The sequence below is a fragment of the Pseudomonas sp. 06C 126 genome (assembly GCF_001855215.1).
Taxonomy (GTDB): Bacteria; Pseudomonadota; Gammaproteobacteria; order Pseudomonadales; family Pseudomonadaceae; genus Aquipseudomonas; species Aquipseudomonas proteolytica.
Genome location: NZ_MIFU01000102.1, coordinates 1 through 20,664 on the forward strand (window position 1 = coordinate 1; position 20,664 = coordinate 20,664).

Sequence of the window (20,664 nt, forward strand, 5' to 3'; positions counted from 1 at the left end):
TCGCCACAACAGCCTGCTTGCCACAGTTGAGTGTTTGCGCTGCAAGTACAGGTCAGGCCAGTGCCTTATCCAGGGCCTTTTCGATTTCCGACTTGATGGTGCCACTCATGGCCGACATCAATAGGCCCAGTTCCACCTCAATCCTTAAAGAGTCCTCGGCTACTTTCACCGTGCCTTTGACCCCGGAACGCTTGAGGTTCAGCGTATCGCCGGACCACGACGGCTCAAGGCCGTATTGTTCCTTGAGTTTGTGCGCCAACTTGTCGGCCTTCGCCCTGGCGACTTCTTTGCCAAGTGTATGGGCACGTTCAACCTGTATCCGGGCCATGTGAATGACTCCTCGCTGCAAAGACTTAGTGAGCCCCTTGTTTACCCGGCCATGCGGCAAAAGGTCTCGGTGGCGATCTATCTTACCTTCAGCCTTGCCAAGACAAAGCAGGCCCTGGGGATTATCATGTCCCGCATTCTCTTTTGGTGACAGCGATATGACTGATCAGCGCAAAGGCAGCGATGCCGAACCCACCACTCACTTCGGCTTCAAGAACGTCCCGGAAAGCCAGAAAGCGGAAAAAGTCGCTGAAGTGTTCCACTCCGTGGCCGCCAAGTACGACCTGATGAACGACGTACTGTCGGGCGGCATGCACCGCCTGTGGAAACGGTTCACTATCGAGTTGTCGGGCGTGCGCACCGGCAACCGGGTGCTGGACATCGCCGGCGGCACAGGCGACCTGGCAGCCAAGTTCTCCAAGCTCGTTGGCCCTACCGGCCAGGTGGTATTGGCCGACATCAATGGCTCGATGCTCAAGGTGGGCCGCGATCGCCTGCTGGACAAGGGCGTGGCGGGCAATATCGAATTCGTCCAGGCCGACGCTGAAAAGCTGCCGTTCCCCGACAACCATTTCGACTGCGTGACCATCGCCTTCGGCCTGCGCAACGTGACCCATAAAGAAGACGCCCTGCGCTCGATGCTGCGGGTGCTCAAGCCGGGCGGCCGCCTGCTGGTGCTGGAGTTCTCCAAGCCGACCAACGCGCTGATGTCCAAGGTCTACGACACCTACTCGTTCGCCTTCATGCCGTTGATGGGCAAGCTGATCACCAATGACGCCGAAAGCTATCGCTACCTGGCCGAATCGATCCGCATGCACCCGAACCAGGAAACCCTGAAGTCGATGATGGTCGAGGCCGGTTTCGACCGCGTGACCTACCACAACATGACCTCCGGCATCGTTGCCCTGCACCGCGGCATCAAACCCTGATGTTGTTCACGGGCCTTCTCGCCAGCGTCGAACACGGCCTCAACCGTGTCCTGCGCCTGGACAGCACCGCTCTGGCGCGGCTGGCGCACCTCAATGGCAAGATCATTGCCGTCGATTGCACCAGCCCCGCCTTGCAACTGTTCATCCTGCCCAGCGATGAAGGCCTGTTGCTGGCGGCACACTGGGCCGCCGATGCCGACTGCACCCTGCGTGCCTCCGGCTCAAGCCTGCTGCGCCTGGCCATGAGCCGGGACAAGACCGCGATCCTGCACGGCCCGGACGTGGAGCTTGAGGGCGACAGCGCGGTACTGATGGACCTGGCCGCCGTGCTGCAAGACCTGAAGCTGGACTGGGAATACGAGCTGTCCCGCTGGCTCGGCCCCGTGGCCACCCAACTGATCAGCGGGCACCTGCGCAGCCGCTCGCGCTGGTACCAGCAGGGTTTCGCCAGCCTCAATCAAAACCTCGCCGAATACCTGAGCGAAGAATCGCGCACCCTCGTCGGACAACGGGAAGCCGAAGCGCGCTTTCGTGAACTCGACCAGGCCAAACTCGACCTGGAACGGCTTGAGGCGCGCTTCGAGCGCCTGAGCCGCTCCCTTGATCCAAGCGATAACGCATGAAGCTGCTCGCCGTCCGCCGTCTGTTCCGAATCCAACGCGTCGTCATTCGCTACCGCCTCGATGACCTGCTGTTCGCCCTGCCGCTGCCGTGGTTTCTGCTGGCGGTGCGCTACGTGCTGCCGTGGCGCTGGTTCCCGCGCAAGACCCTGGACCTGAGCCGTGGTGCGCGCCTGCGCCTGGCCTTGCAGGACCTGGGGCCGATCTTCATCAAGTTCGGGCAGATCCTGTCCACCCGCCGTGACCTGCTGCCCGAAGATATCGCCGACGAGCTGATGCTGCTGCAAGACCGCGTGCCGCCGTTCGACTCACAGCAATCGATGAAGCTGATCGAAGAACAGCTGGGCAAGAAAATCAGCGAGGTGTTCAGCCGGTTCGACGTCGAGCCCCTGGCCTCGGCTTCGGTCGCCCAGGTGCATGCCGCGCAGCTGAAAACCGGCGAAGAAGTCGTGGTCAAGGTGATCCGCCCCGGGCTCAAGCCGATCATCGGCCAAGACCTGGCGTGGCTGTTCATCCTCGCCCGCGCCGCCGAGCGGTTCTCTGCCGATGCGCGCCTGCTGCACCCGGTGGACGTGGTCGCCGACTACGAAAAAACCATCTACGACGAACTCGACCTGCTGCGCGAGGCGGCCAACGCCAGCCAGCTCAAGCGTAACTTCGAGGGCTCGCCGCTGCTGTATGTGCCGCAGGTGTATTGGGACTGGTGCCGGCCAAAAGTGCTGGTGATGGAGCGTATCTACGGGGTGCAGGTCACCGACCTGGCGACCCTGGCCGACCAGCGCACCGATATGAAGATGCTCGCCGAGCGCGGTGTGGAGATTTTCTTTACCCAGGTGTTTCGCGACAGTTTCTTCCACGCCGACATGCACCCCGGCAATATCTTCGTCAGTACGGTGAACCCGTGGAGCCCGCAGTACATCGCCATCGACTGTGGCATCGTCGGCAGTCTCACCCCCGAGGACCAGGACTACCTGGCGCGCAACCTGTTTGCCTTCTTCAAGCGTGACTACCGCCGCGTGGCGCAATTGCACATCGATTCGGGCTGGGTGCCGGCCGAAACCAAGCTCAATGAGTTCGAAGCGGCGATCCGCACCGTGTGCGAGCCGATCTTCGAAAAACCGTTAAAAGATATTTCCTTCGGCCAGGTACTGATGCGCCTGTTCCAGACGGCGCGGCGCTTCAATATGGAAGTGCAGCCGCAACTGGTACTGCTGCAAAAGACCCTGCTCAATATCGAAGGCCTGGGCCGCCAGCTGTACCCGGACCTGGACCTGTGGAACACCGCACAACCGTTCCTTGAGCGCTGGATGCGCGAGCGCGTCAGCCCGAAAACCCTGCTGGGCAACCTGCAAAGCCAGGTCGAGCAACTGCCGCACCTGGCCAACATGACCCGCGACCTGCTCGAGCGCATGTCCCAGCCCCACGCCAAGGACCCGGCGCCGCCGTGGCACCAGCGCAAGGACGACTGGTTCCTGCGCCTGCTGGGCGCGGCGCACCTGGGCGCTGGCGCGGTGCTTGCCGTCGGCGGGCCGTTGCACGAACTGGGTCACTGGCCGGCCGCAATCATGGTCGCCGTGGGCCTTTATCTGGTCGTGCGTCGATAGGCCGACCGGTTATACACTGTTGCACAATGCCGGGGCGGGCCACGCACGGCTGTCGGAGTCGAAGATGAAAGACTGGCTGGACGAGATCAAGTGGGACAGTGACGGCCTGGTGCCAGCCATTGCCCAGGACCACAAGACCGGGCGCATCCTGATGATGGCCTGGATGAACCGCGAGGCCCTGAGCCTGACTGCCGCCGAGCAGCGTGCCATCTACTGGTCACGTTCCCGTGGCAAACTGTGGCGCAAGGGCGAAGAGTCCGGGCATGTGCAAAAACTGCACGAGATGCGCCTGGATTGCGACGCCGATGTGATCGTGCTGATGGTCGAGCAGATCGGCGACATCGCCTGTCATACCGGCCGCCACAGCTGCTTCTACCGGGTGTTCGAGAACGGCGCGTGGAAAACCGTCGAGCCGGTGCTCAAAGACCCGCACGCCATTTACTCGGCAGGACATTGAACATGAGCGATACCCTGAACCGTGTGGCCCAGGTGCTGGAAGACCGCAAAGGTGCGGACGCCGACAGCTCCTATGTCGCCAGCCTGTACCACAAGGGTCTGAACAAGATTCTGGAAAAACTCGGCGAAGAATCCGTCGAGACCATCATCGCCGCCAAGGATGCCGAAATCAGCGGCGACTACAGCGATGTAATCTATGAAACCGCCGACTTGTGGTTCCATAGCCTGGTGATGCTCGCCCAACTGGGGCAGCACCCACAGGCCGTGCTGGATGAACTGGACCGTCGCTTCGGCTTGTCCGGGCACGCCGAAAAGGCCTCGCGCCCGTCCGCCTGAATAACTTTCTGACTGAGGAATTGCAGCATGGGCATTTTTGACTGGAAACACTGGATCGTCATTCTCGTGGTAGTCGTCCTGGTGTTCGGTACCAAGAAACTGAAGAACCTGGGCACCGATGTCGGCGAATCCATCAAGGGCTTTCGCAAGGCCATGAACGACGACGAAAAACCGGCCGATGCCGGCGCCAACCCGATTCCTCCGGCGCAACCTGTACACCCCCAGGCCGCGCAGCCGATCACTGAGCGTCGCACCTTCGACGTACAGGCCGAGAAAGTCGAAGAGCCGTCCCGCAAAGACTCGTGAGCACTGACTAATGTTTGGTATCAGCTTCTCTGAACTGCTGCTCGTCGGCCTTGTTGCCCTGTTGGTGCTGGGGCCTGAACGCCTGCCCGGCGCCGCACGCACGGCCGGCCTGTGGGTCGGGCGCCTGAAACGCAGTTTCAACGCCATCAAACAGGAAGTTGAACGGGAAATCGGCGCCGACGAGATCCGCCGGCAACTGCACAACGAACACATTCTGTCCCTGGAGCAGGAAGCGCGGAAAATCCTCGCGCCCCAGCAACAGGCGCCGACACCGGTTGAGCCGGTGGCCGAGCAGAGCATTGCGCCAGTGGCCCAAACCACCCCGGCCGCAACGCCCGTGCCCCCAGCAGAGCCAGCGCCGACGCCCGCCGCGTCGCCCGCTCCCCACGACCCTACATTGCCGCCGCGAGCCCCATGAGCGCTGATAAACCGGAAAACGACCAGCACATGCCGCTGGTCTCGCACCTCACCGAGTTGCGCACCCGCCTGCTGCGGTGTGTCGCGGCGATCTTCGTGATCTTTGCCGGGCTGTTTGCCTTTACCCAGCAGATCTACACCTTTGTCTCCACGCCGCTGCGCGAGTACCTGCCGGTGGGCGCGACGATGATCGCCACCGACGTATCCTCGCCGTTCCTGACGCCGCTCAAGCTGACGATGATGGTTTCGCTGTTTTTGGCGATCCCGGTGATCCTGCACCAGATCTGGGGCTTTATCGCCCCGGGCCTGTACAAGCATGAAAAGCGCATCGCGGTGCCGCTGCTGGTGTCGAGCATCATGCTGTTCTACACCGGCATGGCGTTTGCGTACTTCCTGGTGTTCCCGCTGATCTTCAAGTTCTTCGCCGCCGCCACCCCGGCCGGCGTGGAAATGATGACCGATATCACCAGCTACCTCGACTTCGTGATGACGCTGTTCTTCGCCTTTGGCGTGGCCTTCGAGATCCCGGTGGCGGTGGTATTGCTGGTGTGGATCGGCGTGGTCGACGTGCAGTACCTGCGCAAGATCCGCCCTTACGTGATCATCGGCTGCTTCGTGGTCGGCATGATCCTGACCCCGCCGGATATCTTCTCGCAAACCTTGCTGGCCGTGCCGATGTGGATGCTGTTTGAAGTAGGCATCCTGTTTGGCAGCCTGGTGAGCAAGCGTGGCGAACACCCGGATGACCAACCCGCCGATGACGACCAGCCGCCAGCGACACAACCGTGAACCTGCTGCTGCTTGAAGACGCCGACTTTATCGCGGCCGACCGGGTGGTGCTGCGTGACCGACGCCTGGTGCACATGCAGCAAGTGCATCGCGCGGCGGTCGGCGACAGCCTGCGCGTGGGGCGCATTGGCGCTCTGATGGGCAATGCCCAGCTGCTGCGCCTGGAAGCGGACGAAGCCGAGCTGCAAATCACCCTCGACCAGCCGCCACCGGCCAAACTGCCACTGACGTTACTGCTGGCCCTGCCGCGTCCGAAGATGCTCCGCCGGGTGTTGCAGACGGTGGCGTCCATGGGCGTGCCACGGGTGGTGCTGGTCAACAGCTATCGGGTCGAGAAGAGCTTCTGGCAGACGCCCTTCCTGGAGCCCGAAGCGGTTCGCGAACAACTGATCCTTGGCCTGGAACAGGCCCGGGATACCGTGTTGCCCGAGATCATCATCGAAAAGCGCTTCAAGCCCTTCGTCGAAGACCGCCTGCCGGCCCTGGCCCAGGGCACCCTTGGCCTGGTCGGGCACCCCGGCGCGTACCCGCCCTGCCCTCGCGATGTGGATGAGCCGGTGACCCTGGCCATCGGCCCCGAAGGTGGCTGGATCCCCTATGAGGTGGATTTGCTGGCCAAGGCCGGGTTGCAGCCGGTGCAGCTGGGTGCGCGGATCCTGCGGGTAGAAACCGCCGTCACCGCGCTGCTGGCCCGCCTCTTCTAACCCGCTCTGATAGACCACTGAAATCTCCTGTAGAAGCGAGCTTGCTCGCGAAAAACTTGAGAGCCGCGCGTTCATTTGGCAAGTACCCGTTATCGTTGACAATTTTCGCGAGCAAGCTCGCTCCTACAGAATCGCGCGTGCATGCCGATACCCTCAGGATAAGTCCAAGCCTTGTTCAGGGGAGTTCACCGCATGCACCGTTGGCTAGCTGAAAAACTGGGAAATGTGAGCGTCAATCGCAAGCTGAGCGTGGGCTTTGGCCTGGTGTTGCTCCTCACGCTTCTGATCACCTTCACTGGCTGGACGGGCCTTAGCGGCGTGATCAGCCGGGGCGATAAACTGGGCTTTATTTCCAGCCTCAATGAACTGACCAAAGACCTGCGCCAGGCCCGCCTGGACTATGAAATGCGCCGTGGCGAACAGGGTCCCGGGCTGGTCAACGAACTGATGGAAAAACTCGACAGCGGCCTCAAGACCGCGCGTAGCCAGATCGAGCAGCCGGCCGATGTCGCCTTGATCGACGAGCAACTGGCTGCCGTCGCCAAGTACAAGCAGTCCTTCAGCGCCATGGTCCAGGCCGGTGCCAGCCGCGAAGACGCCCGCAGCAAACTCGGCGCCACCGCTGACAACGCCGTCGCCCGCGTGTCGGAGATCGAAAAGAGCCTGCTGCAAGGCGACAGCGTCAGCCAATTCAACAGCGTGATCGACTTGAGCAAGTTGATCCAGCAGGCGCGCTTCCAGGTACGTGGCTACACCTATAGCGCCAAGGTCGAGGCCGAGCAGCCGGCCCTGGACGCCATCGCCAACGCCCTGAAAAACGCCGACAGCCTGCGCAGTCAATTGCCGGAGCAATACAGCGCCAACCTGCAAGAGGCCAGCGACTCCCTCAAGGCCTACCTCGCGGCAGTCAGCCAGTTCCGTGATTCCCAGGTGGCCAGCGCCGCAGCCCTCAAGGCCATGGCTGAACAAGGCGACCTGCTGTTCGACCGCAGCAAAAAACTCACAGCCTCACAAACCATCATCCGCGACGCCGACGCTGCACAGGCCAAGTTCCTGTTGATGCTCGCCACCGCCCTGGCGCTGGTCTTCGGCATCGTGGCGGCCTGGGCGATCACCCGCCAGATCGTGATTCCACTGAGCCAGACCCTCAAGGTCGCCGAGCGGGTCGCTGCCGGTGACCTGACCCACGACCTGGTGTCGCAACGCCAGGACGAACTGGGCCAACTGCAACGTGCCATGCAAAGCATGACCATGGGCCTGCGCGACTTGATCGGCGGGATCAGCGACGGCGTGACGCAGATCGCCAGCGCTGCCGAAGAATTGTCGGCCGTTACCGAGCAGACCAGCGCCGGGGTCAACAGCCAGAAGGTCGAGACTGACCAGGTCGCCACCGCCATGAACGAAATGGCCGCCACCGTGCAGGAAGTGGCGCGCAATGCCGAAGAGGCTTCCGAAGCCGCCGTCGCCGCCGACCAACAGGCCCGCGAAGGTGACAGAGTGGTCGGCGAGGCCATCGCCCAGATCGAGCGCCTGGCCGGTGAAGTCGGCAACTCCACCGAGGCCATGGGCCATCTCAAGCGCGAAAGCGACAAGATCGGCAGCGTCCTGGACGTGATCAAGTCCGTGGCCCAACAAACCAACCTGCTGGCACTCAACGCCGCTATTGAAGCCGCACGCGCCGGGGAAGCCGGTCGTGGCTTCGCGGTGGTGGCCGATGAGGTGCGCAGCCTGGCGCAACGCACGCAGAAATCCACCGAGGAAATCGAAGAACTGATCGTCGGCCTGCAAAGTGGCACCCAACAAGTGGCGACCATCATGGACAACAGCCGCAGCCTCACCGACAGCAGCGTCGAGCTGACCCGCCGGGCCGGCAATGCCCTGGAAAACATCACTCGCACGGTTTCGGCGATCCAGGCCATGAACCAGCAGATCGCCACCGCCGCCGAGCAACAGAGCGCGGTGGCCGAAGAGATCAACCGCAGCGTGCTGAATGTGCGTGACGTGTCGGAGCAGACCGCAGCGGCCAGTGAAGAGACCGCCGCCTCCAGTACCGAACTGGCGCGCCTGGGCACCCATCTGCAGGCACTGGTCGGCCGCTTCCGGGTTTGATACCTGCCCTTCGCGGCGATCCGTCCGGGTCGCCGCTTAAAGCTTGTGAAGTTTCCTACATTCTTTTCAGACCGTGATCCATACGCCCGGCGCCCAACGGAACTAGCGTTCAAATGGGTTCACTGTGTCCACGCCCTTCGGCGCCCCGGTACAGCGAACGCCTTTGTTCACTTGCCGGAGGTTGACCATGCTTCGTCGAATGACTCAACTGCTGGGTGACGCCAGCGTCACCCTCAAACTGGTTCTGGGTTTTGCCTTGGTCTTGGCCCTGAGCCTGGTGATTGCCCTCACCGGCTGGCAGGCCCTGGCCGCCTCGCTCTACCGTTCGCAGACCCTGAGCGTACTGGCGCAACTGGCGGTGACCGGCGAAGAGCTGCGAGCCGACCGCATCGTCTACCGCACCCTTGACGATGAGGCCAGCCTGAAAAAACTCAGCCTCTCCATAGAGCGGGTCGACGGGTATCTGGCCGAGGTTACAACACGGGTCAAGGTAGCCAAGCCGCTCCAATACCTGCAAAGCATGGTCAGTATTTCCGGCCAGTTCAAAACCACGCTCAAGGATGTACCGGCACTGGTCAAGCAGCGGGAAACCGCCCGTGAACAATTGAAGCAAAGCACAATCGACAGCGGTGACGCCCTGTCCCAATTGGCCAGCGACCTACCCGATCAAGAAGACCAGAAAGCCCTCGATACCGTCGAGGATTTGCGCCTGGCCATCGAACAGGCCGAAGACCGCGCCACAAGCCCGGCCTGGACCGCCAGTTCCCTGGATGCCTATGCCCAGGCCGTCAGCGACGCGCAACGCAGCCTCGAACTGGCCCAGGCCGCCGTAGAAAAGTTACCGGTGGACAGCGGCGCATTGAAAAATGTCGTACTCAGCATCCGCACCCATCTGACACGCCTGCGCGATACCCAACTCAACACCGAAAAGGCGCAGAATCTGCTGGAGCAGCAACTGGACCAACTGTTGGCACAAAGTGACCTGCTCAGTCAGGACCAGACCGAGCGTCGCAACCAAGAGGCGGAAAATGCCCGCACCCAAACCGTTGCCATCACTGCTGCAGCCTTGCTGTTCGGCGCCCTGGCGGCCTGGGTGATTGCCGGGCAGATCGTAAAACCGCTACGCCGGGCGCTGGCCGTGGCCAACCGCATCGCCGATGGAGACCTGAGCCACGATGTGCAAACCCGGCGCCGGGATGAACTGGGTCAGTTGCAATGCAGCATGGCGCAAATGACCCTCAACCTGCGGAGCCTAATCGGCAGCATCAGCGACAATGCCCGGCAGATCGCCAGCGCCGCCGAAGAGCTTTCGGCCGTCACCGAGCAAACCCGCGCGGGCGTCAGCAATCAGCGCGACGAAACCGAGCAGGTAGCGACCGCCATGAACCAGATGCTCGCCACCGCCCAGGAAGTGGCCCGGCATGCCGAACAGGCCGCGATTGCCGCCAGCCAGGCCAATCAGCAGACCGAACTGGGGGACCAGGTGGTGACAGATGCGGTGGCGCACATTGAACACCTCGCCCACGAGATGGCGCGCTCAAGCCAGGCGATGCTGGGCCTGCAACGGGAAAGCCAGAAGATCGGCAGTGTGCTGGAGGTGATCAAGTCGGTGTCCCAGCAGACCAACCTGCTGGCGCTCAATGCGGCGATCGAAGCCGCCCGCGCCGGGGAAGCCGGCCAAGGCTTTGCCGTGGTCGCTGACGAAGTGCGCAGCCTTGCCCAACGCACCCAGCAGTCTGCCGAGGAAATCGAAGAACTGATTGGCGGGCTGCACAGTGGCACGCAACAGGTGGCCGATATCATGGACAACAGCCGCACGCTGACCGATCGCAGTGTCGGCCTGACCCGCAACGCCGGGGATGCCCTGACGGAAATCGCGCGCACTGTGCTGCTCATCCAGGAAATGAACCCACAGATCGCCGCCGCCGCCGAGCAGCAAAGTGCGGTGGCCGAAGAGATCAATCGCAGCGTGTTGAAAGTCCGGGATGTGTCGGAACAAACCGCCGCGGCCAGCGAACAGACAGCGGCGGCAAGTATTGAACTGGCCCGATTGGGCAGCAATCTTCAGAAGTGCGTGGGCAAGTTCAAGGTTTGAACCTGCCCCCGCGACTTACAGGACCTGACGCAAGAACGCCTGTGCCCGTGGATCCTTCGGCGAATCGAAGAACTGCGCGGGCGCAGCATCTTCCAGCAGTTTGCCGTGATCGAAAAACAACACCCGATCCGCCACTTCCCGGGCAAAGCCCATTTCGTGGGTGACGCAGACCATGGTCATGCCTTCCAGGGCCAGGGTTTTCATGACATCCAGCACTTCGCCGACCATTTCCGGGTCCAGCGCCGAAGTCGGCTCGTCAAACAACATGACCTTGGGTTCCATGGCCAAAGCTCGGGCAATCGCCACACGCTGTTGCTGGCCACCGGAAAGCCGCGAGGGGAACTCGTTGGCTTTCTGTGCAATGCCGACCTTTTCCAGCAACGCCAGGGCCTTGGCCTCACGCTCTTTCTTGCCGCGCTTGCGCACGACTTTCTGCGCCAGGCACAGGTTCTCCAGGACGGTCATGTGCGGGAACAGGTTGAAGTGCTGGAACACCATGCCGACTTCGCGACGATAGGCGTTCACATCGGTCTTGGGGTCGGCCAGTTGCAAGCCGTCGATGCTCACCGAGCCTGAGTCGAACTCCTCCAGGCCATTGAGGCAGCGCAGGAACGTCGACTTACCAGAGCCAGATGGGCCGATTACTACCAGCACTTCGCCCTTGGCCACCTGGGTGGTGACGTGATCCACGGCGCGGACCACATGCCCACGGGTGTCGAAGACTTTTACCAGATCGCGGACTTCAATCACTTTGCGCGAGCCTCCGCTCAAGCCGGCTGGCCATTTTCGACAGCGGCAGGTTGATCAGCAGGTACAGGCCTGCGACACAGAACAGGATTTCAAACGGCGAGAACGAGGTGGTGATGACCTCGCGACCGCTCTTGAGCAGCTCGGTAATGGCGATCACCGAGACCAGCGAGGTGTCCTTGACCAGGCTGATAAACTGCCCGGCCAACGGCGGCAGCACGCGTTTGAAGGCCTGCGGCAACACCACGTGGCGCATCGACTGGCTGGCGCTCAAACCCAGGGACCGGGCCGCTTCGCCTTGGCCACGGGCAATCGACTGCACACCGGCACGCACGATTTCCGCCACGTAGGCGCCGGTAAACAGCGACAGCGCAGCAATACCGGCGAACTCACGGGACAGGTTCAGTACCGTGCCGATGAAGAAGTAGAAAATGAAGATCTGCACCAATAGCGGCGTGCCGCGTACCAGTTCGACGTAGATCGTCGACAGATCGCGTAGGGTCGGGTTATTCGACAAACGACACAGGCCCGTCGCCAGGCCAATCAACAAGCCCAATACCCCCGAGACCAGCGACAGCCACAGGGTGGTCCACAACCCCCACATCAACGGGCCCAGCGCCCAATGTCGGGTCACACCGATCACATCGCCTTCGGCCACATCGTCGCCACGGGCCACTTGCAGGCTGTTTTCGGCCACCGTCAGGTGCTGCTCGGCGCCGGCGTCGTTGCGCAAGGTAACTTCAGCAACGTCGCCCTTGCGTACCAACTCGACCACGGTGGAAATATCCGCCGCCCGCTTGGACTCTTCAGCCTGGTAGGCGAAGTATTGCGGCACGCGGTTCCAGCGCCATTCGTAGGACATCAGCGAGGTGGCGTAGTACAACGCGCCGGCCAGGCCGACCAGCACCAGCACGGTCAGCAGGTGCCAGGGCCATTGGGCTTTTTTCTGTTTCATTGCGGGTTCCGGGATGTGTATCGGCTGTCAGGCCGCCATCGCGGGCAAGCCCGCTCCCACCTTGGAATGCACTCCAACTGTGGGAGCGGGCTTGCCCGCGATGGGCGCGACGCGATTTCTAGCTTATTCCATGTCCTTGAGCCACTCGGAGCTCTTGAACCACTTGTCATGGATGCGATCGTAGGTGCCGTCGTGCTTGATCTGGTGCAGGAAGTTGTTGATGAAGTTGATGCTGTCGTAGTCGCCCTTCTTCAGGCCAAATGCCAGAGGCTCGTAGGTGAAGGGTTCTTCGAGGTACACCAGCTTGCCATTGCCGACTTTTTTCTCGGCAACCACGTTGTACGGCGCGTCGTAGACAAAGGCGTCGGCCTTGCCGTTGACCACATCAAGCACACCTTCCTGCTCGTTGTCGTAGCCGTGGTACTTGGCCTTGGAGATCAGCTTCTTGGCCACCATCTCGCCGGTGGTACCGAGCTTGGAGGTCAGGCGGTATTTCTCGTCATTCAGGTCTTTATAGGACTTGATGGTGCCTTCCAGGTCCTTGCGGATCAGCAGGGTCTGGCCCACCACGATGAACGGTTCGCTGAAGTTCAGGCGCAGGTTACGCTCCTGGGTCAGGGTCATGCCGCTGCCGATCATGTCGAACTTGCCGGTCAGGAAGGCCGGGATAATGCCGTCGTAACCGGTGGAGACCAGTTCCAGCTTGACCCCCATGGACTTGGCCATCGCCTTGAGCAGGTCGACTTCGAAACCAATGATTTCGCCGCGTTTGTTGGTCATCTCGAACGGCATGTAGGTCGGATCCATACCGACTTTCAAGGTGCCGCGCTTGACCGCGTCGTCAATCGCACCGGCCTGGGCCGTATTGACTGCCAGCAAGGCTGTAACACCGAGCATGAGCATCGAAAGATACTTTTTCATCACCAAGTCCCCTGACTCATTTTATTTTGATGCAGGCCTTAGCACGGCCGCACTATTTCTTCGGGGAGCGATGCTAACCCACTCGCCCACCGGCACAAAGGTCTAGCCGGGATTTGTTGGCGGATATGACAGAAAAACCCCACAAAACCCCGGAGAAAAGCGCAGTTAGACGGTTTGCCACAGGGGGCCAGGCTCTAGAACTTATGTAAGCAGTTGTGACCATCATTCGATCTCCGACAACCAGTCCGTGTCCCGGAACCACTTGTCATGCAGCCGATCGTAGGTGCCGTCCTGGGCAATCTGATTCAGGAAGTGATTGATCCAGTTCAGGCTGTCGTAATCGCCCTTCTTCACCCCAAACGCCAGGGGTTCATAGGTAAAAGGCTGTTCCAGGGCCAGCAGCCCGTAGTTTTGCGGCTTGGCCAGGGCAATCAGGTTATAGGGCGCATCGTGGATAAACGCATCCACCTCGCCGCTGACCACCTGCCGTACTCCTTCCTCCGCCGTGGCAAAGCTGCGCAGCTGTGCAGCCCCCAGGAAGCGACGCGCCGCGGCTTCGCCCGTGGTGCCGTCTGCGGCAGCAATGCGATAGCCGGCTTCGTTCAAGTCTTCAATGCTGCCGACCTTGCCGGCCAGGCGCGGGTGGAGCAGGACGGTCTGGCCGACAATGATGAACGAATCACTGAAGTTGAGTTGCAGGTTGCGCTCCTGGGTCACGGTCATGCCGCTGCCGATCAGGTCGAAGCGGCCGGCGAGCAGGCCCGGGATCAGTTCGGTGTAGGCCACCGGGACCCATTCCAGCGTCACCCCCAGGGCATTGCTCATCTCTTCGAGCAGGTCGGCTTCAAAGCCAATCACACGCCCGTGCTTGTCGGTCATTTCAAAGGGCACGTAGTTGGGGTCGGTCCCCACTTTCAGTACCCCGCGCCGCACGGCCTCATCGATGGCGCCTGCCTGTGCCACCTGCACCTGCAGAAACACGATAAAGCCCAGCAGCAGTATCGACCAGTAACCCTTGACCATGAAAAGCCCCTTTTTCATTAAGCAGCCGCGCACCGGGCGTTGCGGATTCAGCGCAAACCAGAGGCGGTCTATTCAGATTTGGGGGGCGATCCTAACCCACTGGCAGGCACGGCAATACGCCTTGAGCCAGGGTCTTTTGTATCGAAGTTAGAAGGTTGAGACGCGAGCGACAAGCGCTGTAGGACGGGCGTATCAAGCGCCCCCGAGACAGGTCTCGGGGGCGTCTGAATCAGGCAGGTTGCACCTGAGAGGACAGCGGTTTGAGCGGCAGCAACGGCGCATGGGGATCGGCCTTGACCGACTCGCGCCAAGCGCCAAGCCATTCAGCGTGCCCTTCGCTCCAGACCTGCTCATGCAAGCGAGCCAGGGCCACTGGGTCGCTGAGCAAGGCTACGCGCTCGTTGTTGGTCAGCCCAGCCGGGCCGACTTTCAACGCATGGCGCACGCGATCGGTACGTAGCCACTCAATCGGCTCCGCCTGACCATGGCGCGAGGTTGCCAGGGCGCAGGCCAGGGCGTTCTGTTGCGGATCGACCACTGCCCGTACAAAACCGTCGTTGAGTGCATGCCAACGGTTTTCGTGGGTGTAGAGGTCGGTCGACAGCAGCGCCTGCGGCGGATTGTATTCCTCGGGAATCAGGAACAGGCTTTCATCGCGGGACTTGAGGCCCAGCTTGACCCGGCTGGAGATCACCGAGACCGGGATCGACAGCATCAACGAACCGACAATCGGCACCAACCACCACAGGAAGCTAGGGTTCAACCACACCACCAGCAGGGCCCAGAAGAAGCCCAACAAGGTCTGCGGGCCGTGGCGCTTGACCGCCTCGCTCCATGGGGTGGAGTCGTCGTCACGTTGCGGCGAATTCCAGGTCGCAGCCCAGCCGAGGAACGCGGCGAGTACAAAGCGGGTGTGGAAAATCATTCGCACCGGCGCCAGCAGCATGGAGAACAACATCTCCAGCAGCATCGACAAGGTCACCTTGAACTTGCCACCGAACTCTTTCGCGCCCTTGGCCCAGATCAGGATGATGCTCAGCAACTTGGGCAGGAACAGCAGCACGATGGTGGTGGAGAACAGTGCCACCGCCTTGTCCGGGTGCCATTGCGGCCACAGCGGGTACAACTGGCGTGGCGCCATGAAGTACTGCGGCTCCATCAGGGTGTTGACCGCCAGCAGGGCCGTGGACAGCACCAGGAACAGGAACCACAACGGCGCCGACAGGTAGGACATCACGCCGGTGAGGAACACCGCGCGGTGTACCGGGTGCATGCCCTTGACCAGGAACAGGCGGAAGTTCATCAGGTTACCGTGGCACCAGCGACGGTCACGCTTGAGTTCGTCCAGCAGGTTGGGCGGCAATTCTTCGTAGCTGCCGGGCAGGTCATAGGCAATCCACACGCCCCAGCCGGCACGGCGCATCAGCGCTGCTTCAACAAAGTCGTGGGACAGGATGGAGCCAGCGAACGCGCCTTTACCTGGCAATGGCGCCAGGGCGCAATGCTCGATAAACGGCTTCATGCGGATAATGGCGTTGTGGCCCCAGTAGTGGGATTCACCCAACTGCCAGAAGTGCAGGCCGGCGGTGAACAGCGGGCCATAGACGCGGGTGGCGAACTGCTGCATGCGCGCATACAGGGTGTCCATGCCCGAAGCCCGTGGCGCGGTCTGGATGATCCCGGCGTCCGGCGTGGCTTCCATCAGGCGCACCAGGCTGGTCAGGCATTCGCCGCTCATCACGCTGTCGGCGTCGAGGACCACCATGTACTTGTAGTCACCGCCCCAGCGACGGCAGAAGTCGTCGAGGTTACCGCTCTTGCGTTTGACGCGACGGCGACGGCGGCGATAGAAGATCTTGCCAAAGCCACCGGCTTCGCGGCAGACGTCGAGCCAGGCTTGCTGTTCGGCGATGCAGATATCGGCGTCGTTACTGTCGCTGAGCACGAAGAAGTCGAAACGATCCAGGTCACCGGTAGCAGCCACCGACTCGAAGGTCGCGCGCAGGCCGGCAAAAACCCGCGGCACGTCTTCGTTGCAGATCGGCATGACCAGCGCGGTACGGGCTTCTTTCGGGATCGGCTCGTCGCCGGCGCTTTTGCCGGAGATGCGGTACTTGTCGTGACCGGTGAGCAGTTCGAGGAAGCCCATCAATGCAGTCCAGAAACCTGCCGAAACCCAGCAGAACAGGATCCCGAACATGATCAGGATGCTGGTTTGCAAGGCGTATGGCAGTACCTGGGTGGCCGTTTGCAGCAGGGTCTGGTTGCGTACCTCGTCAAAGTCGACGAAGGACCAGCCCTGGTAAGGCATGATGCCTTTCATGTACCAGCCGGCCACAATCGTCTGGCCGAGCATCAGCACCAGCAGGATATAGCGGCGGATCGAACCGACCGTGCGCCAGCGCGCAGCCGGCAGCACGCGTTCGTCTTTGGGCGGCGCAGGCGGGTTGCTGCGGCCGGTCAGCCGGCGCCAGCCGCGCACCAGGATATTGGTGCGCCAAGGCTCGGGCACCACCCTGGTACGGCGGATCGGCGGCGTGGCCTTGAGGCAAACCCGACCCGCGGCGTCGAGCACCAGCATTTCGGCGTCTTCGAGCTCTTCGGCCGTGTTGAGGGTCAAGCGGCGGCCAACCGACGCCTGCGCGGCGTCCACCGGTGCGTCAAAGGTCGACGACGACAGGCGCTCGTGCAGTTCGGAGAAGGACTTGCAGCCCGCCAGTTCGGCGCGCTGCTCGTCGGTCATCGGAAGATGCGCCAGATACTCGGCAAGAGTCTCTGGCTGGACTGGGGAGTTACTCATCGGCAGGCAACTGATTGCTCCAGGTTTCAGTCAGGACTTGTTCTGTCTTGACCGGTTCCGGGGTGGCTGGGGCAGCTTCTGGCTGCTTGTCTTGCTTGTCCTTGGCATCTTTCTTGGCCTGTTTCTCGTGTTGCTTGGCCAGGACTTTGTCAGCCTTCAGGACTTGGGTGGAAGCCTGCTCTGGCTCAGGCTTGACGATGTCCTGGACCAGGGCCGCACGCATTTCGGTCGGCTTGCCTGCGTCCTTGATCTTCAAGCGCAGGGTCAGGCGCCAGCCTTTGGTGTGCGGGTTGTAGCGCACGCTGTTTTCCACGACTTCGCCGTTTTCGCCGACGCTGACCTGGCTGCGCACTGCCGCATCGGGCTTCAGGGCCTTGAGGGACGGGCCCTCGAAGTCCACCAGGTAGGCCACGCTGCCGTCTGGCTGGCGGATCAGGTTCGATTGCTTCACGTCACCGGTCGAACGCAGGGTCTGCTTGACCCAGGCGCTGTCTGGCGAGTGGAACGGTGCGTCGTTGAGAGTCCAGTGCAGGCGGTAGGCGATATCCAGCGGCTCACCGGGCTTGGGCAGCTCGGCCGGGCTCCAGAACGCAACGATGTTGTCGTTGGTTTCGTCGGCTGTGGGAATCTCTACCAGATCGACGGAACCCTTGCCCCAGTCGCCTTCAGGCTCGATCCAGGCGCTTGGGCGCTTGTCGTAGTTGTCGTCGAGGTCTTCGTACTGGCTGAAGTTGCGACCGCGCTGCAACAGGCCGAAACCACGCGGGTTTTCTACCGAGAAGTTGCTGACCGACAGGTGTTTTGGGTTGTTCAGCGGGCGCCAGATCCACTCGCCGTTGCCGGCATGGATCGACAGACCGCTGGAATCGTGCAGTTCACGACGGTAGTTGAGCACTTTGGACGGCTGGTTCGCGCCGAACAGGAACATGCTGGTCAACGGGGCAACCCCCAGTTTGCTGACCTTGTCACGCAGGAACATCTGCGACTTGACGTCAACAATGGTGTCGGTACCCGGGCGCAGGATCAGGCGATAGGCGCCAGTGGCCCGTGGCGAATCCAGCAAGGCAAAGATCACCAGGTGCTTGTCACCCGGTTTTGGACGCTCAATCCAGAACTCGGTGAAACGCGGGAACTCTTCGCCGGACGGCAGCGCGGTATCGATCGCCATGCCACGGGCGGACAGGCCATAGACCTGGTCCTTGCCCACGACGCGGAAGTAGCTGGCGCCGAGCATGGTCATGATTTCGTCTTGCTTGTCGTCCTTGTTGATCGGGTACAGCACGCGAAAGCCGGCATAACCCAGCTGATCGGTGGCTTTGGGATCAAACGTGACGTCGCCGAAATCGAAACGAGTCGGGTCGTACTTGATTTCCTGGACGTCGGTCGCGGTGATTTCGTTGATCTTCACCGGCGTGTCGAAGTGCATGCCCTGGTGATAGAACGACAGCTTGAACGGGGTTTTCTGATCGGCCCACTCGGCTTTTTCATTGCGGAAACGAATTTTCTGGTAGTCAGCGAATTTCATTTCGCGGAATTCGTTCGGCAGATTGCTGCGCGGGGCTTCGTACTTCTGCCCGGCCAGCTCTTTTGCCTTGGCCGACACATCGTCCAGACTGAATGCCCACAGTTGACCCGCGCCGAACAGGCAAAACAGGGCGGAGCCCGTTACCAGTGCGTTTCGTAACCGTTTGGCAGACAATTTTGGTGCATTACAGGGACTAACAATCACGAGCAACCCTCGCCGAAAACAGATCAAAAAACCAACGGCCAGCTATCTATATGCCAGGTTGGCGAGCATTGTTCCGACTCCGATGGGGCTAAATGATTCCCCAAGGGCGAGCGGACAAGTCTCTACCTAAATCAAAATTGGACCAATTTACGCTGATCCCCGTAGCGCGCGATTATCTAGTAGCCCGTGAGATAACGCAGCAGGGGCAGCGAAGTATTTGTAGCGAAAACTTGGGTTTTTGCGCATTAAAAGTCGTTTTTCATACAATCAGGTCTGCAAAAGGAAGGTGACCGGCCCGTCATTGACCAGATGTACCTGCATATCCGCGCCAAAACGCCCCGATGCCACCGTGCCATGCAATTGTTGCGCTTGTAGCAGCAAGTACCCAAAAAGCGCCTCGCCCAACGCCGGAGGCGCCGCCGTGGAGAAGCTGGGACGCAGGCCACTCTTGGTATCGGCCGCCAGGGTGAACTGGGACACCAGCAGCAAACCACCGCCAATATCCTTCAACGACAGGTTCATCTTGCCGTCGCCGTCACTAAACACCCGATAGTTAAGCAGCTTATGCAACAGCTTGTCGGCACTGGCCGCTGTATCTGAAGGTTCGACGGCCACCAGCACCAGCAAACCCTGGTCTATCGCCCCCACCACTTCGCCTGCCACTTCGACCCGGGCGCCGCGCACCCGTTGTAAAAGCCCCTTCATGCTTCTTCTGGCGGCAGATCAAGCAGGCGCCGTGCCATCTCGTTCGTGGCTCGCACCAGCGCATCGGTGATTCCAGGCTCGGCGGCAGAATGACCCGCCTCGCGGATCACCTGCAATTCGCTGTTCGGCCAGGCTTGATGCAATTCCCAGGCATTGTCCAGCGGGCAGATCATATCGTAGCGGCCATGCACGATGACGCCCGGCAGATGAGCGATCTTGTGCATGTCGCGAATCAGCTGGTCGGGCTCCAGGAAGGAGTTATGGGTGAAGTAGTGGCACTCGATACGCGCAATCGACAAGGCGCGCTGGGGCTCGGAAAAACGCTCGATCAACTGCGGGTTGGGGCACAGACCCAACATGCGGCCTTCCCAGGTGGACCAGGCCTTGGCGGCATGCATCTGGGCGATCTGGTCGTTGCCGGTCAGGCGTTTGTGGTAGGCGCTGATCATGTCGTGCCGTTCTTCCACAGGGATTGGCGCAATGTAGTCCTGCCAGTAATCGGGGAACAGACGGCTCGCGCCGGCCTGGTAGAACCACTGGATATCCTGGGGGCGGGCCAGGAAGATGCCGCGCACGATCAGGCCAAGCACACGCTCGGGGTGGGTTTGCGCATAGGCCAGGGCCAGGGTCGAGCCCCAGGAGCCGCCGAACAGCACCCATTTTTCAATGCCCAGGTGCTCGCGAATGCGCTCAAGGTCAGCGACCAGATCCCACGTGGTGTTGTTTTCCAGGTTGGCCCGTGGCGTGGAGCGCCCGCAACCGCGCTGGTCAAAGGTGACGATACGGTACAGGTTGGGATCGAAATAGCAGCGGCTGTTGGCATCGCAGCCGGCGCCGGGGCCGCCGTGGATGAAAACTACGGGCAAACCTTGCGGGGAACCACTTTCGTCGACATACAGCGTGTGGGTTTCATCGACGGCCAGATCGTGCCGGGCGTAGGGTTTGATCTGCGGGAACAAAGTCTGCATTGCGCGCTCCGTAAGGGGTCGGGTCCATCCCTGGGGGGACGTCTATTATTTTGCCGTCTGGCATCATAAACCCGAATTGTGCAATGAGCATGCCCTCGAAGGCCTGGATCTGTGTCAGTAGAAC

20 protein-coding genes and 1 pseudogene are annotated in these 20,664 nt (G+C 61.4%); 12 read left to right on the forward strand and 9 right to left on the reverse strand.

What is annotated here, in order from left to right; translation table 11 throughout:
* Window positions 1-52: 52 nt before the first annotated feature.
* Window positions 53-328 (reverse strand): polyhydroxyalkanoic acid system family protein, encoded by a 276-nt coding sequence (locus BHC62_RS19990; protein WP_070995896.1) that lies wholly within the window; start codon window positions 326-328, stop codon window positions 53-55.
* Between the two features lie 157 nt (window positions 329-485).
* Here BHC62_RS19990 and ubiE point away from each other — a divergent pair, with 157 nt between their 5' ends.
* The 12 genes and pseudogenes from ubiE to BHC62_RS20045 all read left to right on the forward strand — a co-directional run bounded on the left by ubiE (window position 486) and on the right by BHC62_RS20045 (window position 10,692).
* The gene (gene ubiE, locus BHC62_RS19995) at window positions 486-1,256 is read left to right on the forward strand and encodes a bifunctional demethylmenaquinone methyltransferase/2-methoxy-6-polyprenyl-1,4-benzoquinol methylase UbiE (protein WP_003209306.1); all 771 of its coding nucleotides are present in this window, start codon (window positions 486-488) and stop codon (window positions 1,254-1,256) included.
* A complete protein-coding gene (locus BHC62_RS20000; protein WP_070995897.1) occupies window positions 1,256-1,879 on the forward strand; it encodes an SCP2 domain-containing protein in 624 nt (207 codons plus the stop codon). The genes ubiE and BHC62_RS20000 overlap by 1 nt, the downstream gene beginning before the upstream one ends.
* Window positions 1,876-3,480, forward strand: coding sequence for a ubiquinone biosynthesis regulatory protein kinase UbiB (gene ubiB, locus BHC62_RS20005; protein WP_070995898.1), 1,605 nt, complete (start codon window positions 1,876-1,878; stop codon window positions 3,478-3,480). Before BHC62_RS20000 ends, ubiB begins: the two co-directional genes overlap by 4 nt.
* Window positions 3,481-3,544: 64 nt before the next feature.
* Window positions 3,545-3,937 carry a phosphoribosyl-AMP cyclohydrolase gene (gene hisI / locus BHC62_RS20010; RefSeq protein WP_029296001.1) on the forward strand — a complete coding sequence of 131 codons (393 nt, stop codon included), beginning with the start codon at window positions 3,545-3,547 and terminating at the stop codon, window positions 3,935-3,937.
* A 2-nt stretch (window positions 3,938-3,939) separates the two neighbouring features.
* Complete coding sequence (locus BHC62_RS20015) at window positions 3,940-4,272, forward strand: phosphoribosyl-ATP diphosphatase (RefSeq protein WP_029295998.1); 333 nt, start codon at window positions 3,940-3,942, stop codon at window positions 4,270-4,272.
* 27 nt (window positions 4,273-4,299) lie between these two features.
* Window positions 4,300-4,578 carry a twin-arginine translocase TatA/TatE family subunit gene (locus BHC62_RS20020; RefSeq protein ID WP_070995899.1) on the forward strand — a complete coding sequence of 93 codons (279 nt, stop codon included), beginning with the start codon at window positions 4,300-4,302 and terminating at the stop codon, window positions 4,576-4,578.
* A 10-nt stretch (window positions 4,579-4,588) separates the two neighbouring features.
* The gene (gene tatB, locus BHC62_RS20025; RefSeq protein ID WP_029295994.1) at window positions 4,589-4,996 is read left to right on the forward strand and encodes a Sec-independent protein translocase protein TatB; all 408 of its coding nucleotides are present in this window, start codon (window positions 4,589-4,591) and stop codon (window positions 4,994-4,996) included.
* Window positions 4,993-5,784: a twin-arginine translocase subunit TatC gene (gene tatC / locus BHC62_RS20030; RefSeq protein WP_029295992.1), complete on the forward strand. Its 792-nt coding sequence runs from the start codon at window positions 4,993-4,995 to the stop codon at window positions 5,782-5,784. The genes tatB and tatC overlap by 4 nt, the downstream gene beginning before the upstream one ends.
* Window positions 5,781-6,488: a 16S rRNA (uracil(1498)-N(3))-methyltransferase gene (locus BHC62_RS20035; protein WP_029295990.1), complete on the forward strand. Its 708-nt coding sequence runs from the start codon at window positions 5,781-5,783 to the stop codon at window positions 6,486-6,488. The genes tatC and BHC62_RS20035 overlap by 4 nt, the downstream gene beginning before the upstream one ends.
* Before the next feature lie 192 nt (window positions 6,489-6,680).
* Window positions 6,681-7,742: pseudogene (locus tag BHC62_RS29365) on the forward strand (methyl-accepting chemotaxis protein); the annotation flags it as partial.
* Window positions 7,743-7,883: 141 nt separating this feature from the next.
* Complete coding sequence (locus BHC62_RS29370) at window positions 7,884-8,597, forward strand: methyl-accepting chemotaxis protein (RefSeq protein WP_371128927.1); 714 nt, start codon at window positions 7,884-7,886, stop codon at window positions 8,595-8,597.
* A 187-nt stretch (window positions 8,598-8,784) separates the two neighbouring features.
* The gene (locus BHC62_RS20045) at window positions 8,785-10,692 is read left to right on the forward strand and encodes a methyl-accepting chemotaxis protein (protein ID WP_070995901.1); all 1,908 of its coding nucleotides are present in this window, start codon (window positions 8,785-8,787) and stop codon (window positions 10,690-10,692) included.
* Between the two features lie 15 nt (window positions 10,693-10,707).
* Here the strand turns inward: BHC62_RS20045 and BHC62_RS20050 are convergent, their stop codons facing one another.
* The 8 genes from BHC62_RS20050 to pip form a co-directional block, all read right to left on the reverse strand.
* Window positions 10,708-11,442, reverse strand: a complete 735-nt coding sequence (locus tag BHC62_RS20050) for an amino acid ABC transporter ATP-binding protein (protein ID WP_029295984.1) — start codon at window positions 11,440-11,442, stop codon at window positions 10,708-10,710.
* Window positions 11,435-12,394: an amino acid ABC transporter permease gene (locus tag BHC62_RS20055; RefSeq protein ID WP_070995902.1), complete on the reverse strand. Its 960-nt coding sequence runs from the start codon at window positions 12,392-12,394 to the stop codon at window positions 11,435-11,437. The genes BHC62_RS20050 and BHC62_RS20055 overlap by 8 nt, the downstream gene beginning before the upstream one ends.
* A 123-nt stretch (window positions 12,395-12,517) precedes the next feature.
* Window positions 12,518-13,315, reverse strand: a complete 798-nt coding sequence (locus BHC62_RS20060; RefSeq protein WP_029295979.1) for a transporter substrate-binding domain-containing protein — start codon at window positions 13,313-13,315, stop codon at window positions 12,518-12,520.
* 222 nt (window positions 13,316-13,537) lie between these two features.
* Window positions 13,538-14,338 (reverse strand): transporter substrate-binding domain-containing protein, encoded by an 801-nt coding sequence (locus tag BHC62_RS20065; RefSeq protein ID WP_070995903.1) that lies wholly within the window; start codon window positions 14,336-14,338, stop codon window positions 13,538-13,540.
* 229 nt (window positions 14,339-14,567) lie between these two features.
* Window positions 14,568-17,138: a glucans biosynthesis glucosyltransferase MdoH gene (mdoH, locus tag BHC62_RS20070; RefSeq protein WP_029295976.1), complete on the reverse strand. Its 2,571-nt coding sequence runs from the start codon at window positions 17,136-17,138 to the stop codon at window positions 14,568-14,570.
* Complete coding sequence (locus tag BHC62_RS20075; RefSeq protein WP_029295974.1) at window positions 17,131-18,867, reverse strand: glucan biosynthesis protein G; 1,737 nt, start codon at window positions 18,865-18,867, stop codon at window positions 17,131-17,133. Before BHC62_RS20075 ends, mdoH begins: the two co-directional genes overlap by 8 nt.
* Before the next feature lie 267 nt (window positions 18,868-19,134).
* Window positions 19,135-19,572 (reverse strand): D-aminoacyl-tRNA deacylase, encoded by a 438-nt coding sequence (gene dtd / locus BHC62_RS20080; protein WP_070995904.1) that lies wholly within the window; start codon window positions 19,570-19,572, stop codon window positions 19,135-19,137.
* On the reverse strand, window positions 19,569-20,540 hold the full coding sequence (gene pip, locus BHC62_RS20085) for a prolyl aminopeptidase (protein ID WP_029295970.1): 972 nt from the start codon (window positions 20,538-20,540) through the stop codon (window positions 19,569-19,571). The genes dtd and pip overlap by 4 nt, the downstream gene beginning before the upstream one ends.
* Window positions 20,541-20,664: the final 124 nt, after the last annotated feature.

What these genes read in the sequence shown, in the direction of transcription:
- BHC62_RS20065 (WP_070995903.1), bottom strand. Translation starts at nt 14,338, where the DNA reads ATGGTCAAGGGTTACTGGTCGATACTGCTGCTGGGCTTTATCGTGTTT.
- BHC62_RS20015 (WP_029295998.1), top strand. Translation starts at nt 3,940, where the DNA reads ATGAGCGATACCCTGAACCGTGTGGCCCAGGTGCTGGAAGACCGCAAA.
- dtd (WP_070995904.1), bottom strand. Translation starts at nt 19,572, where the DNA reads ATGAAGGGGCTTTTACAACGGGTGCGCGGCGCCCGGGTCGAAGTGGCA.
- BHC62_RS20060 (WP_029295979.1), bottom strand. Translation starts at nt 13,315, where the DNA reads ATGAAAAAGTATCTTTCGATGCTCATGCTCGGTGTTACAGCCTTGCTG.
- BHC62_RS19990 (WP_070995896.1), bottom strand. Translation starts at nt 328, where the DNA reads ATGGCCCGGATACAGGTTGAACGTGCCCATACACTTGGCAAAGAAGTC.
- tatC (WP_029295992.1), top strand. Translation starts at nt 4,993, where the DNA reads ATGAGCGCTGATAAACCGGAAAACGACCAGCACATGCCGCTGGTCTCG.
- pip (WP_029295970.1), bottom strand. Translation starts at nt 20,540, where the DNA reads ATGCAGACTTTGTTCCCGCAGATCAAACCCTACGCCCGGCACGATCTG.
- BHC62_RS20020 (WP_070995899.1), top strand. Translation starts at nt 4,300, where the DNA reads ATGGGCATTTTTGACTGGAAACACTGGATCGTCATTCTCGTGGTAGTC.
- hisI (WP_029296001.1), top strand. Translation starts at nt 3,545, where the DNA reads ATGAAAGACTGGCTGGACGAGATCAAGTGGGACAGTGACGGCCTGGTG.
- ubiB (WP_070995898.1), top strand. Translation starts at nt 1,876, where the DNA reads ATGAAGCTGCTCGCCGTCCGCCGTCTGTTCCGAATCCAACGCGTCGTC.
- BHC62_RS20055 (WP_070995902.1), bottom strand. Translation starts at nt 12,394, where the DNA reads ATGAAACAGAAAAAAGCCCAATGGCCCTGGCACCTGCTGACCGTGCTG.
- mdoH (WP_029295976.1), bottom strand. Translation starts at nt 17,138, where the DNA reads ATGAGTAACTCCCCAGTCCAGCCAGAGACTCTTGCCGAGTATCTGGCG.
- BHC62_RS20045 (WP_070995901.1), top strand. Translation starts at nt 8,785, where the DNA reads ATGCTTCGTCGAATGACTCAACTGCTGGGTGACGCCAGCGTCACCCTC.
- BHC62_RS29370 (WP_371128927.1), top strand. Translation starts at nt 7,884, where the DNA reads ATGAACGAAATGGCCGCCACCGTGCAGGAAGTGGCGCGCAATGCCGAA.
- BHC62_RS20000 (WP_070995897.1), top strand. Translation starts at nt 1,256, where the DNA reads ATGTTGTTCACGGGCCTTCTCGCCAGCGTCGAACACGGCCTCAACCGT.
- ubiE (WP_003209306.1), top strand. Translation starts at nt 486, where the DNA reads ATGACTGATCAGCGCAAAGGCAGCGATGCCGAACCCACCACTCACTTC.
- tatB (WP_029295994.1), top strand. Translation starts at nt 4,589, where the DNA reads ATGTTTGGTATCAGCTTCTCTGAACTGCTGCTCGTCGGCCTTGTTGCC.